The organism is Paenibacillus sp. cl6col (assembly GCF_900102125.1).
Lineage (GTDB): Bacteria > Bacillota > Bacilli > Paenibacillales > Paenibacillaceae > Paenibacillus_B > Paenibacillus_B suaedae.
The window spans coordinates 118,812-132,689 of sequence record NZ_FNAZ01000001.1; the positions used below are offsets into that span (position 1 = coordinate 118,812).

Sequence of the window (13,878 nt, forward strand, 5' to 3'; positions counted from 1 at the left end):
ACAATTCTTTTATACATATTCTCTGGAATTGCCGCAATTTACCTTTGTTAAGCAGTTTGCTATGACTAATAATTCAAGAAATACGGAAACAGAATGGAAAAGGAAAACGCTTTACTATCTTATAAGTGCGGCACGTCTCCCTATTTAATTTCGTAACTTAGCTACAACTCATAGTGAATGTCTAACGGATGATTTTGGAAAGTAAAGATGAATCAGGGATTGATTGCGGTTGAAGTTCGCGTTATGATAATAGTAATTTATCATTACTAATTGTTGATATAATCAACTTCATTTTATTCCATCAACTATTTTTGATTGTAAGATTGTCAGAGCTTCATTATTGTGTTGTATCAAGCAATATAAAATTTCTCGAATGACAAAGAAATCTTCTAGTCAAATTCGGGTTGTCTAGGGAAGGACTTGATGCAATGAATACAAGATTTACAGAGCGAGATCATTTAATTTTGGAATCATACGATGCAGTAGTAGAGGGATTAGCCAACTATTTGGGGCCTGCTTCTGAAATTGTTCTTCATAGTTTGGAAGATTATCAGCATTCGGTTGTCAAAATCGCAAATGGGCATCATACAGGCAGGGAACTGGGAGCGCCTATTACCAATATTGCTTTGCAAATGCTGCAAGAAATTGAACAATCTAATGGGAAGCAGTCGCTCAGCTATTTTACAAGAAGCAAGAATAATCGTCAGATGAAGTCCAGCACGATCGCGATTCGGGGTGATAGCGGCAAGATTATCGGCCTGCTTTGCATCAACATGAATATTGACGAATCTTTTGCTGATGTGCTGCAAACCTTCCTGCCGCAACCGGATATGGAAGCAAGGGGGCAGTCCGAGCATTTTGCTTCATCCGTGGAGGATATGATTCAAGAAACGATTGAGCGAACGATCGAAGAAGTCGATGCTTCTCCAGACATCTCTTATGCGAACCGGAACAAGCATATTATCGGACTGCTGCATGAACGAGGCGTATTCAACCTAAGGGATGCGGTCACCCTTGTGTCAAACGCGCTGAAAATCACAAAACATACGGTTTATCTACATTTGCGCAATAATGCTTCCAAAGGTGAAAAAGCAACGAAATAGAAGCAGAAAGAACGCTGAACACAGCAGGATTAGCGACCGGGTTCTCAAAATGAGCCTGGTCGCTGTTTTTTGTGGGCAAACACCTGTCGTAAGGATAGCCCCCTTTAGATCAAGAGATTCTTTCATTCAATCCTGCGGAATACTGCTTCGCGCTTTCCTCATCTGACTCCGTTCTGAGCGATTCTTGCATATCTTGATCAACATGTTCAAAATGTTCAGGATATCCATACTCGCCATGTTCACTTAAATCCAAGCCGATACGCTCTTGCTCCGCATTGACACGCAAGCCAAACAACCGTTTCCCTGCATACAACAGCACGTAAGAAGAGACAAATGCAAATCCGCCCGCCGCTAGAATCCCATAGGCTTGCACCCATAACTGATGCAGACTGCCTGTATCCAGCCAGCCTCCTTGGCCTACACCAACCTTCTCCGCCAATGCTGAAGTGGCGAATATCCCATTGGACAGCGTGCCCCATACCCCTGCTACCCCATGTACCGACAAGGCTGAGATTGGGTCATCAACTCGCAGACGATCGAACCAGAGCGCACTGTAGTACACTAGAATACCAGCCGCCAAACCAATTACGATGGCCGCCCAAGGCTCCACGAATGCACACGAAGCTGTGATCGCAACCAAGCCCGCCAGCATTCCATTCAAGAGGGTAGGCACATCTGCCTTGCCGCTGCGCAGCCAACTAATAGCAAGCGCCGCAACAGCCCCCGCTGCAGCTCCAAGCTGTGTGTTCATGGCTACATATCCAAAAAATCCATCACCGATCGACAACGTACTTCCTGCATTAAAACCGAACCACCCCACCCACAGCAGAAGCACACCGAGCGTTATATATACTTGGTTATGACCTTTTAATTTCTTGGACGAACCGTCTGAATCGTATTTGTTCATGCGCGGCTTCAAAAGCAATGTCGCAGCCAGCGCAGCCATAGCCCCTGTTAAATGCACAACCGTAGAACCGGCAAAATCCTGCTTCCCATGCATCGCAAGCCAGCCACCTCCCCATATCCAGTGAGCAACCACTGGGTAAATCAATGCCGTGAACAGAATCGAAAACCAAATGTAAGCGGACAATCGCGCGCGCTCGGCAAATCCACCCCACACAATCGAGAGTGACACAGCAGCAAAGGCTAATTGGAAGGTAAAAAATACGGAAGGTGGTAACCCTGTAGAGGAAGCTGGAGTAAAGAAGAAATCACCCCAACCAATAAACGAATTGCCATTCATACCAAAAATCAAGCCATAGCCGACTGCCCAAAATACAAGAGAGCCAAGCCCAACCGTAATGACCGTTTTTGCGGCAATATGACCTGCGTTCTTCATTCGTGCAGACCCTACTTCCAGCAGAATGAATCCCGCTTGCATAAGCAGCACCAGTATAGCCGACAGCATTACCCACAGTGCGTTCAGACCAGATTCCAGTGATTGCACAGAAGCCTCCCCCGCGGCACTGACAGCATCCGGAAATAGGCTAAAACATGCAAATCCAGCACCAAGCACACCCGTCGCCGAAGCAAAACGTCTGCTCCTACTCCGATTAAGGCTCTTGTCTCTGTTCATCCTCATTTTCTCTACACTCCTCGCTATTTTTATGTTAGATTTTATTACACAAAATCTTGTTATTAGAGGAATTATATAAAGGTAAATTGTGCAAATCAATGGGTTATGTTATAAAATGCATAAAATGCGTCAAGTTATACAAATTGAATGTAATATAACCTAACACAATATTCATGAAGATTGTGATAAATAAAAAAAGACTGCAGAATTATTCTGCAGCCCAAGTCTTACATTCTTGCTTCATTTGTCTTGGATTGATTAATCCAATATGCTATTCCTTACTGTTGATTACTCGGCTTGTTCAAAAAACTTGGCAATCGGATTTTCAACATGCTTATCTTTATAAATAGAGCCGTCGACCTTTTTCACAATATGCTGTTGGAAATTGCTCGTAACCGACAAGCTCTGCATGCCAATTCCCGCTAACAACTGCTCTGCTGACTTCTGCGTCATATGATCATCTGTCCAGAAATAATGCACCACTAGACGATCTTTATTGTACGGATGCATAATTCCGTAGCCACCCAGCAGCCCTTTTGTGTTCATTACTTCCTTCCAAGGGAAGCCCGCTTGTTCAGCCTTTGCAATAATCGCTGGCTTCAATGCTTGGATAAATGAATTGGACTTCGGATTGCCGATTACAATGACATTGCTCTTTGCCAGAGAAGTCTCCAACTGTTTTTTCACAGCCTGCTTCTCACTCAAGATCACAGGCTTAACGCCGCCCATGTTCAACACATTGGAAATATTCTCGAAAAATTGCTCTTGCTGCTTTTTCGCTTCTGCGCTTACAGGACTACTGTATATGATCGCTAGCGGTTCTCCATGCATCGCCTTGTTAAGCACCTTGTACATTGTCTCTTTCGGCAACTTAGGATAGGACTGATCGATCCCATCATATATCCCCACAAGCGACAATTGCATATACTCCGCCATTTCAGTTTCCGTCATCTGGTATTCCGGCTTGAGCTCATAATTAGGCTTGTTTAAGTTATCATCCATTCGATCACGAACAGACTTGCCAAACTGATCCTCAATCGTTTGAAGCAATCCCGCTACGGTTGCGTTTCGATACGCATAGCGATTGAAATAGTCCTTCATAAAGGCATCGAACTTCTCTTGACCAACAGTACGGTACAATTCATAGATCGCAAGGCGACCTTTTTTATAATACAGCGCATCCGGGGAATCTCCAGCCTTGTCATTCGGGGAATTGATAGCCCGATCCAATGAGAACGTATCGATGCGAGCACTATCAAATCCATTCATCTTATCGCCCTGGGCATCATAGTAATACAACTTGGAAAAATCAGCAAACCCTTCATCCAAGAACGACTCGGTCTCAGAATCGTTGCCGATGATGGAATGGAACCATTGATGTGCAATCTCGTGGACAAAGACAGAATCCTTTTCAGGAACAGCATTTGGACTTACCCGTCCCATTTGGATAAGGCGTGCAAACTCAACGGCAACCCCTTCTACATGGGATTCCACGATCCGGAAATCTGTGTACTCATATTTACCAAACTTATCGCCAAAGAATTCAATTACTTTAAATGCCTCATCAATATATTTATTGATAACCGCTGTCTTCGCTGGATCATTGTTGTCGTTGTAATATACATATTCAATCGTTAAGCCATTCTTGGTTTTGCTGGCCTTATGGAACTTCTCACTGGAGAAGAACACGAGCTCGCGCGTCTTGTCCGATTTCGTCGTTACGATTTTGCGGCCAGCTTCACCAGACTTCTCCGACATTTGTCCAGGCATCGCGATTTGCAGCTTGTCTGGAACATCCATTGCAACTGTATAGTCGGCAACCTCATAGTAATCCGTCTCGAATGTCTTACTATATGGGGTCTTATTCCACTTATGTGCTGCTTCATCGTACACAGACATAACCGGGAACCAATGCGCCCCATTAATGATGTCCTTATAGTAGGACAAGCGCTGTGAACCAAATGGAATTTTCGTTTTATATTCAAGCTCTAACGTTACTTCTTCATCCTTGCCCAACGCTTTTGCCAACTGAACCGTAAGCGCCTGCTTCTCATTTGTGGTAGCTAGGATCGCACCGGTCGAAGCATCCTTTACACGAATGATATCAATACCGCCAAGGAAATCCTCCGGTTTCTTATCTGGGTATTCCTTCGCAATCTCCCCATTTGCTCGCACGAACATGCTCGATTGCGTATCCTTCGAACGATTGGCATCTGCGAACAGACGGAATACAACATCATTCAGCTTGTCCTCAGACGTATTGCGGTATTTCACCGTCTGCTTGCCTGTAATGGTCATGTCGTCCGTATTCAGCTTCGCTTGGATATTGTATTGGATATGTGAAGTTGCTTGTTGTTGAGACTGCAATCCTGCTGTGCTAATCGTCTTGACTTGATCCGCCGCGACCTCCTGTGCATAAGCTGTGCCACCAGATGTTAGCGGAGCTGCAAGCAGGGTAAATGCCATTGCACATGCTATTGTCGTATGTAGCAATTGTCTTCCTGTGAGTTTCATTCGTCCAATCACTTCTTTCCGTTTGTGTTTCATCCCATGATGATATATTCAATTATAGAGCAAGATACAAATGATATCGTGCGATTAACCTTATGCGGAGCTTACAATATTGTCACGTAAGATTTTAAGGAACTTTATTAATGAATGCCGCGAATCAAAAAAAAAAGAAGCACCCGTCTAAGACGAGAGCTTCTCTATGACAAGGGTGCTCTTAGCTCGCCCTTTATTTCTGTGAATCTTCTTGTGGAGCAGCCTGCGCAATATGGCGCGTACGGATTTCCTCTTGCAGCAGTGCAACCACTTCTGCTACCGGCTTCATGCCAAGGTCTCCTTCTCCACGCTTACGCACGGATACAGCACCATTGTTCTTCTCATTTTCACCGACGACGAGCATGTAAGGTGTTTTCTCCAGCTGTGCCTCGCGAATCTTGTAGCCAAGCTTCTCGTTGCGCACATCTGCTTCAGCACGGATACCTGCATCACGCAGAGATTCCGTTACTTCCTTCGCATACTCTTCGTAGTTCGGCGATACTGGAATGACCTTCGCTTGAACCGGAGAGAGCCAGAGCGGAAGCGCTCCTGCGAAGTTCTCCAGCAAGAATGCAGTCATGCGCTCCATCGTACTGATGATACCACGGTGGATAACGACAGGACGATGCTTCTGTCCGTCATCGCCGACATATTCCAGCTCGAAGCGTTCAGGAAGCAAGAAGTCCAGCTGTGCAGTCGACAGTGTCTCTTCCTTGCCAAGCGCTGTTTTAATTTGTACATCTAGCTTCGGTCCGTAGAATGCAGCTTCGCCTTCTGCTTCGTAGAATGGAAGACCCAATTCTTCAACAACCTCACGCAGCATGCGTTGAGACATTTCCCACATATGGTCGTCTGGGAAGTACTTCTCTGTATCCTGCGGATCGCGATAAGACAAGCGGAAGCGATAATCCTTAATTCCGAAATCGTCATATACGCGGCGAATCAAATTAATAACACGCGCGAATTCTTCCTTGATCTGATCCGGACGGCAGAAGATATGCGCATCGTTCAATGTCATAGCACGAACACGGTGCAAGCCAGTGAGCGCCCCGGACATCTCATAGCGGTGCATGGTTCCCAACTCGGCGATACGAATTGGCAATTCACGATAGCTGCGCATGTCAGACTTGTACACCATCATATGGTGCGGGCAGTTCATTGGACGCAGAACAAGCTCTTCGTTATCCATAACCATGGTTGGGAACATATCCTCTTGGTAGTGTTCCCAATGGCCGGATGTTTTGTACAATTCCACATTCGCAAGCACCGGTGTATACACATGGCTGTATCCCAAGCGTTCTTCGATATCCACGATGTAGCGCTCCATCGTACGGCGTAATGTCGCACCATTTGGCAGCCAGAGCGGCAAGCCTTGTCCAACTTTTTGGGAGAAGGAGAAGATCTTGAGCTCTTTACCTAATTTACGGTGATCGCGCTTCTTCGCTTCTTCCAAGAAGTGCAAATATTCATCAAGCTGTGCTTTCTTTGCAAATGCTGTACCATAAATACGCTGCAGCATCTTGTTGTTCGAGTTGCCGCGCCAGTAAGCGCCCGCCAAGTTCAAGAGCTTGAATACCTTCAACTTGCCTGTAGATGGAACGTGAGGTCCACGGCACAAGTCAAAGAATTCACCTTGGTCATAAATAGTGATCACAGAATCTTCAGGCAAGTCGTTGATAAGCTCCAGCTTCAATTCATCACCGATTTCTGTAAAGATACGAATAGCTTCTTCACGAGATACTTCACGGCGCTGAATTGGCAGATTCTCGTTCACGATACGCTGCATTTCCTTCTCGATCTTCGGCAGATCCTCAGGAGTCAAGGAAATATCAAGGTCAATATCATAGTAGTAGCCGTCTTCGATAACTGGACCGATACCAAGCTTCACGTTCGCATCCTTGTACAAGCGCTTGATTGCTTGCGCTGTCAAGTGAGCTGAACTATGGCGAAGCACTTCAAGCCCGTCTTCTGAGTCTGCCGTTACAATTTCAATCTTGGCATCTTCTTGAATCGGCGTATACAGGTCAACAACCTTGCCATCCAGTTTCCCCGCTAGTGCAGCCTTTTTCAAGCCGCTGCTAATTGAACCCGCTACATCTTCGATTGTAGTGCCTTGCTCATATTCACGAACAGCACCGTCTGGAAATGTTACTTTTACGTTAGACATTTGCGATTCCTCCCAGTTCATATGGCATCATTCAATCTGCTGTCAATCTTCTTTATGCCGGCTAGGAAACAAACAATTACACGTTCTTCCCATCTTCACCGTACACAACACAGCCTATTGAATTTGTCTGAAAAAATAAAAAACACCCGCCCTGTAAAGGGACGAGTGTTATAGACAATTAGTAACCCGTGGTTCCACCCTCATTCAACTGCTGATGATGCTTACGCGATTACAATTACAGCATCATATGCCGCAATGCTCTGTCGTAGGCTTTCTTCAGATCAGTCCTTGAGCATTCGGTAACGGGAATGATTCGTTGGATGATACTAACCGAGATAAGCTCGTTGTTCCCATCCAAAGCTCTAAAGTGGTAAATAAACAGCGTTGCCGAAGGGACTTGCAGCCTCGATCCCTCTCTCTGAACGGTTTCGTCCGTTATTCATGTCTTTGTCATCGCATATCGTATGCTATTGATTACTCAATACCGCATATTATATGCGATCTTCGCAGGGTGGTCAAGCTTCGATTCCTGAATCATGAAATGCTATGGCCGCAGCATCGAACCGTCCTGCACGTTGTTACGTACAAGAGTCTCGTGAGGCCAGCCATCTCCACCAAGCACAGCATGACAAGAACTACACAATACACATACATGCACCCTCGATTCGAAGATTTGCTGAATCGTCTTAATCACCTGAGATTCTGGCTCGCGCGTGTGAATGATAATATTTTGCGGGGATACGTTGATGAGTGTGCTCACAATCATATCCTCCATCTCCATATCATAATCAATCATCTCCACAACCATGCCATTCATCACATGCTTCGGCTCAAGCGGCTGAAGATCCTCATCTAGGAGCGTAAATTCATGACCGCCCTTGTGCATTAAGTGCGCAAGCGGGATCTTCGTCTCCTGAATGAACACGAAGTATTTCAATAGACCGATGAACTCTTGATACTGCCGTTCAAGTACATATTCATCAATCGCATAGTCAACCACTTCACGAAGCTCTGTTAAATAGTGCCGCAAGCGGAACTGAATGAACCCTTCAACATTAAGGGCTGTATGATCTTCTAAATATCGCCGCAGTGCACGTGTAAGCTTCCCTTTGCGTCTGCGTCTGGACTCACTAGAACCGGTTTCATCTCCACCGTTGAGCAGCTGCTGGCAGTATTCCTCAATTTTACGGCGTTCCTCTTCACTGTATTTCGAATCCTTTGCAATTAAGGAAGCAAGAAGCAGCCTTTCTTTTTGGGACAGAATAAATTCAGCAACTGCCTTGGCCGCTCTATTCCATACATCTTGTCCTTGTGTAGACAGTTGAAAACCTGGCAAGATGCCCCGGCATGTAATCCAAGCCGTCTGCCCTTCAGACCATTGCTGGAATTCAACGCCATTCGGCTGTTTATGTAAATCGCTCAGCTCCTGCTGCAGCAAATCAGTCAGCGTTACTGCGTCACATTCGGATCGCAGCGGCAACGAGATCGTGAACAACTCCATGAGCCCACTCCTTTCTGTTCCTTCTTAAGTATATGGGGTCATGAATGGAGATATACGAAGACGAATCTGGAAAACAGAGGACGCTCGCATTCCTTCTGGCATTATTGCCAAAAATAAAAAAACACCTGCTGGCTATCCTCACGGAAAGTCCAGCAGGTGTACTGCTTCATTTTCAATTGACGCCTAATTCTGCATAACAAAATCTTTGGCAACCGTTGCATGTTCATCGTCGAACACACGCAAAATATTATATTTCGTATCACGCTGCGCAGGAATCTTGCCCGCTTCGCGGATAAGCTGCAGCGTGCTCCCGATGTTTACTTTATGTGTAGCACCAGCAGCCGATACGACATTCTCCTCAATCATCGTGCTGCCGAAGTCATTGCAGCCGAAGCTTAGCGTCTTCTTGCCAATTTCCGGCCCCATCGTTACCCATGAAGCTTGGAAGTTCGGAATATTATCTAGGAACAAGCGGCTGATCGCGAGTGTCTTCAAATACTCTTCAGGCGATACGCGCTCTGCCTTCATGTTCGTGTTGTCCGGTTGGAATGTCCATGGAATGAACGCAAGGAAGCCCTTGGAAGGATGGCCGTTCTGCATGCATTCATCTTGTGCTGTACGAATGCGCTCCAAGTGAAGTGCACGCTCTTCCAGCAGCTCGCCGAAGCCGATAACCATCGTGCCCGTTGTATTCATGCCGACCTTATGGGCAGTTTGCATGACGTCCATCCAATCACGCCATGAACCCTTCAAGCGACTGATCTTCCGGCGAGTACGGTCGTCCAAAATTTCAGCGCCGCCGCCCGGCAGCGAGTCAAGACCCGCTTCATGAATTTGACGGATTACCTCTTCTAGAGATAGTCCATTCGAGACTTCCTTCATCTTCATAATCTCCGCAGGAGAGAAGGAGTGCATTGTAATACTTGGGAACCGTTTCTTAATTTCGCGAAGCAGATTCGTATAATAGCTGAATGGAAGCTCTGGGTTTGTTCCGCCCTGCATCAGAATCTCAGTTCCGTCTACATCGATCGTTTCCTGAATCTTCTGGAAGATGACTTCATCAGGAAGCACGTAACCTTCCTTCGAACCCGGAGCACGGTAGAAGGCACAGAATCTGCAGTACGTATCACAAATATTTGTATAATTGACATTGCGCCCAATTACAAATGTAGCAATCGGATCTGGATGCCATTTCTTCATAATTTGGTCGGCAGCTGCCCCCATTTTCTCGATCTGATCAGATTCGAACAAGGTCACGCAATCGTCTGTATTCAATCGTTCACCACGAAGCGCTTTGTCCAAAATGCGGTCTATCGGTGACATCGTCACAGTCACTTCCCCTCTCATATGTTGCCTTACACTCTCGTATATAAAGCGAAGTAGACCCCGCTCACGGCGGGGTTTAATTGTACGGATTATTGCACATGCTGCTTCATCATCTAGTTGTGCATTGTATCGCTCAAGAAGCAGCTTCACTAAATAATCGTAACATACATCGCCCATAAAAAACAGCACCCTTCCAAGAGAAGGGTGCTGGATAGAATCGGTTATTTGGATAACGCCTGATCCAAATCCGCAATCAAATCCTCGACATGTTCAAGCCCAACAGAGAAGCGGAGCAATCCATCCGTAATTCCACGCTGCAGACGAACTTCATGCGGCATTGCTGCGTGAGACATCATGGCAGGATAAGACAAGATGCTCTCAACAGCGCCAAGGCTGACTGCCACAAGCGGGATTGTCACGTTGTTCAGCACTTGCTTCGCCCGTTCGCCAGAACCCACATCGAATGATACCACTGCTCCGTATCCCAGTGATTGCTTCTCATGCACCTCACGGCCAGGATGATCGGCTAGACCAGGGTAATAGACGTCAGCAATGTCTGACCGTTCACTCAGCCACAGTGCAAGGCGGCGGGCGCTCTGCTCACTCTGATTCATCCGAGCTTCCAATGTCTTCATGCCTCTCATCAGCAGCCAGCTGTCCTGAACCCCAAGCACAGCGCCAAGGCCATTCTGCAATTGCTTCACACGGCGTCCAAGACTCTCGTTGGCTGTAACTGCCAGACCTGCGAGCACATCACTGTGTCCGCCCAAGAACTTGGTGGCACTATGTAAGACTAGATCAACACCAAGCTCAATTGGACGCTGATGATAAGGGGTCATGAACGTATTATCCAGCATGGTGAGCAGACCCTTTTCCTTGGCCCATGCGGTCACTTCTGCAATATCCGTAATTTTGAGCGTCGGGTTGGACGGTGTCTCCATATAGACAGCCTTCGTATTTGGACGAAGCGCAGTCTTCACCTGCTCAATGTCGGTCATATCCACTAAAGTAGACTCAATGTTCAACCGGTTTAAGATGGAGGTCAGGAGACGGTACGTTCCACCATACACATCTTCCGTTACGATAACATGATCTCCTGCCGATAACAGCAAGAATGTCGATGAGATCGCTGCCATCCCTGATGCGAAGGCAAATCCATTCGTTCCGCCCTCGAGCAGAGCAATATATTGCTCCAATGCCTCACGTGTTGGATTGCCAGAGCGAGAGTAATCGTACTGAGGCGGATTGTAAATGTCCTCATGATGGAATGTCGTAGCTTGGTAAATCGGGACACTGGAAGCTCCCGTACCGGCATCGATCTCACCGCCAAAATGGATCAGCTTCGTCGCAAACCGACGTGATTGCTTGCCTAACTGACCGTCTGATGCTTGATTCGAATTCTGCTCACTCATCTCCGTTATCCCTCCACTTCTACTCTAGCCGCTTCTATCGCTTGCTCCAAGTCAGCGATTAGGTCATCAACATGTTCAATTCCAACCGAGAATCTTAGCAAGCGATCGTCTACACCAATCTGATCCCGAATCTCCTGCGGAATATCCGCATGGGTCTGAACCGCCGGATAAGTCATCAGCGACTCTACCCCACCCAAGCTCTCCGCGAAGGCGATCAATTTCAAGTGGCGCAGGATCGGCTCTACATAAGCTGCATTCTTCAAGCGGAAGGAGAAGATGCCTGTGTTGCCCGACGATTGGCGCTGTTGAATCTCATATCCCGGATGCTGCTCGAGTGCAGGATAATACACATTGTCGATGGCGGGATGCTCTAGCAGCCATTCGGCAATGCGGGTTGCGTTGTACTGATGCCGCTCCATACGAAGGGCAAGTGTCTTCATGCCTCGCATCAATTGATAGGAGTCCGATGGGCTCAGGACAGCTCCGATCGAATTATGCAGGAAGGCGATTTCTTCCGATAACTGCTCCCCTTTCGTTACGATCAGACCAGCAAGCACATCATTATGTCCGCCCAAGTACTTCGTTGCGCTGTGGACTACCATATCTGCCCCAAGTTCAATCGGGCGTTGGAAAAATGGCGTTAGCAGCGTATTATCAACGATAGTGAGAATTCCATGAGCCTTCGCCCACGCCGCTACCTTCTCGATATCCGTTATCATCATCAAGGGGTTCGTAGGCGTCTCTATAAAGACAGCCTTCGTCTGCGGTGTTCTTACAGACTCAAGCGCATCAAAATCATTCGTATCTACATAAGAGGCCGTCACGCCGAAACGAGACATAATCCGCTCCAGCAGACGATAAGTGCCACCGTACAAATCGAGGGAAACAATCAGATGATCGCCTTGACTGAACATCGCGAACAATGTCTGTAATGCAGCCATCCCAGAACTACAGGCAAATCCGGCATCCCCACATTCCAAAGCAGCCGCCGCTTCCTCTAGAACAGTACGAGTCGGGCTCTTCGTCCGAATATAATCAAACCCAGTGCTCTGTCCAAGCTTCGGATGCCTGAATGCAGTTGCTTGGTAAATCGGATAATTAATAGCTCCTGTTTTTGGTTCATGAACCGATCCAATTTGAGCTAATCGACTTTCGATGCGGTAGTTCTCTTCGTTGCGTTCGATCATAGTTGATGAGCCCCTTCCTTGCGCGGTACGGCTTTGCCCAATTCGTAAGGTGTTTCTTGATATACGTAGTAGTTCAGCCAATTTGAGAAGAGGAGGCTGGCATGCGCGCGCCAAGTGGAGTAAGGCTTGCGGGAAGGATCGTTATTCGGGAAATAATTTATCGGAATGTCCATCTCCATCCCCTTTGCAATATCGCGGTCATACTCCCACTTCAGTGTACAGGGATCGTATTCCGAATGACCGGTCACGAAAATTTGCTTCCCATCATGTGTCGCTACCAAATACACTCCTGCTTCTTCCGACTCCGCTAATATTTCTAACTCGGCAATCTTCGCGACATCCTCTCTCCGAAATTCCGTATGACGGGATTGCGGTACAAGAAACATCTCGTCGAAGCCGCGTGTCAGATTCACATTTTCCTTAGTTAGCACATGCTCGTATACACCGAAAATTTTCTGATCCAGTGCATATTTCGCAATTCCATAGTGATGATAGAGTCCCGCTTGTGATGCCCAGCAAATATGGAACGTGGAAGTTACATTCTCCTTAGACCATTCCATAATGCGGCACAACTCATCCCAATAGTCTACATCTTCAAACTTCATCTGTTCGACAGGAGCACCCGTAATGATCATGCCATCAAACTGCTCTCCTTCAATATCTTCAAATGTTTTGTAGAACGAAGATAGATGCTGTGCGGACGTATTTTTTGATGTATGGCTTGCTGGATGAAGGAGCGTCACCTCAACTTGCAGCGGCGTATTGCCCACTAAACGCAGGAGTTGGGTTTCCGTAGTCTCTTTCGTCGGCATCAAGTTGAGAATGATGATTCGCAGCGGACGAATATCTTGATGATAGGCTCTCGTTTCGTCCATGACGAAGATATTCTCCTGGGTCAAAATTTCTTTGGCCGGCAAATGATCCGGAATTTTAATCGGCATTGACGCTCTCCCCCTCGAAAATGGTAATTGGATGGTGTCGGCACATGAAATCACATTGGCCGCAACCGCAAACAGGCCTGACTTGAAACGGCACAAATGGCTAGAGACATACAAAAAAGAC

Annotated in this window: 9 protein-coding genes; 1 reads left to right on the forward strand and 8 read right to left on the reverse strand. The window is 46.8% G+C overall.

The features are described 5' to 3' along the window. The first annotated feature begins 428 nt into the window (after positions 1 to 428). Positions 429 to 1,103, forward strand: a complete 675-nt coding sequence (locus BLS15_RS00465; RefSeq protein WP_028531867.1) for a helix-turn-helix transcriptional regulator — start codon at positions 429 to 431, stop codon at positions 1,101 to 1,103. Positions 1,104 to 1,212: 109 nt separating this feature from the next. Here the strand turns inward: BLS15_RS00465 and BLS15_RS00470 are convergent, their stop codons facing one another. The 8 genes from BLS15_RS00470 to metA all read right to left on the reverse strand — a co-directional run bounded on the left by BLS15_RS00470 (position 1,213) and on the right by metA (position 13,757). After that, on the reverse strand, positions 1,213 to 2,685 hold the full coding sequence (locus BLS15_RS00470) for an ammonium transporter (protein ID WP_028531866.1): 1,473 nt from the start codon (positions 2,683 to 2,685) through the stop codon (positions 1,213 to 1,215). A gap of 282 nt (positions 2,686 to 2,967) precedes the next feature. Beyond that, positions 2,968 to 5,193: a M1 family metallopeptidase gene (locus tag BLS15_RS00475; protein WP_028531865.1), complete on the reverse strand. Its 2,226-nt coding sequence runs from the start codon at positions 5,191 to 5,193 to the stop codon at positions 2,968 to 2,970. Positions 5,194 to 5,416: 223 nt separating this feature from the next. Continuing rightward, positions 5,417 to 7,390 carry a threonine--tRNA ligase gene (gene thrS, locus BLS15_RS00480; RefSeq protein WP_028531864.1) on the reverse strand — a complete coding sequence of 658 codons (1,974 nt, stop codon included), beginning with the start codon at positions 7,388 to 7,390 and terminating at the stop codon, positions 5,417 to 5,419. Between the two features lie 544 nt (positions 7,391 to 7,934). After that, positions 7,935 to 8,891 (reverse strand): putative sporulation protein YtxC, encoded by a 957-nt coding sequence (gene ytxC / locus BLS15_RS00485; protein ID WP_021254019.1) that lies wholly within the window; start codon positions 8,889 to 8,891, stop codon positions 7,935 to 7,937. A gap of 183 nt (positions 8,892 to 9,074) precedes the next feature. Next, positions 9,075 to 10,214 carry a cyclic dehypoxanthinyl futalosine synthase gene (gene mqnC / locus BLS15_RS00490; protein WP_028531863.1) on the reverse strand — a complete coding sequence of 380 codons (1,140 nt, stop codon included), beginning with the start codon at positions 10,212 to 10,214 and terminating at the stop codon, positions 9,075 to 9,077. A gap of 224 nt (positions 10,215 to 10,438) precedes the next feature. Continuing rightward, positions 10,439 to 11,629, reverse strand: coding sequence for an aminotransferase class V-fold PLP-dependent enzyme (locus BLS15_RS00495; RefSeq protein WP_021254590.1), 1,191 nt, complete (start codon positions 11,627 to 11,629; stop codon positions 10,439 to 10,441). 5 nt (positions 11,630 to 11,634) lie between these two features. Further along, the gene (locus BLS15_RS00500) at positions 11,635 to 12,816 is read right to left on the reverse strand and encodes an aminotransferase class I/II-fold pyridoxal phosphate-dependent enzyme (protein ID WP_028531862.1); all 1,182 of its coding nucleotides are present in this window, start codon (positions 12,814 to 12,816) and stop codon (positions 11,635 to 11,637) included. Continuing rightward, a complete protein-coding gene (gene metA, locus BLS15_RS00505; RefSeq protein ID WP_021254588.1) occupies positions 12,813 to 13,757 on the reverse strand; it encodes a homoserine O-acetyltransferase MetA in 945 nt (314 codons plus the stop codon). The genes BLS15_RS00500 and metA overlap by 4 nt, the downstream gene beginning before the upstream one ends. Between the last annotated feature and the right edge of the window lie 121 nt (positions 13,758 to 13,878).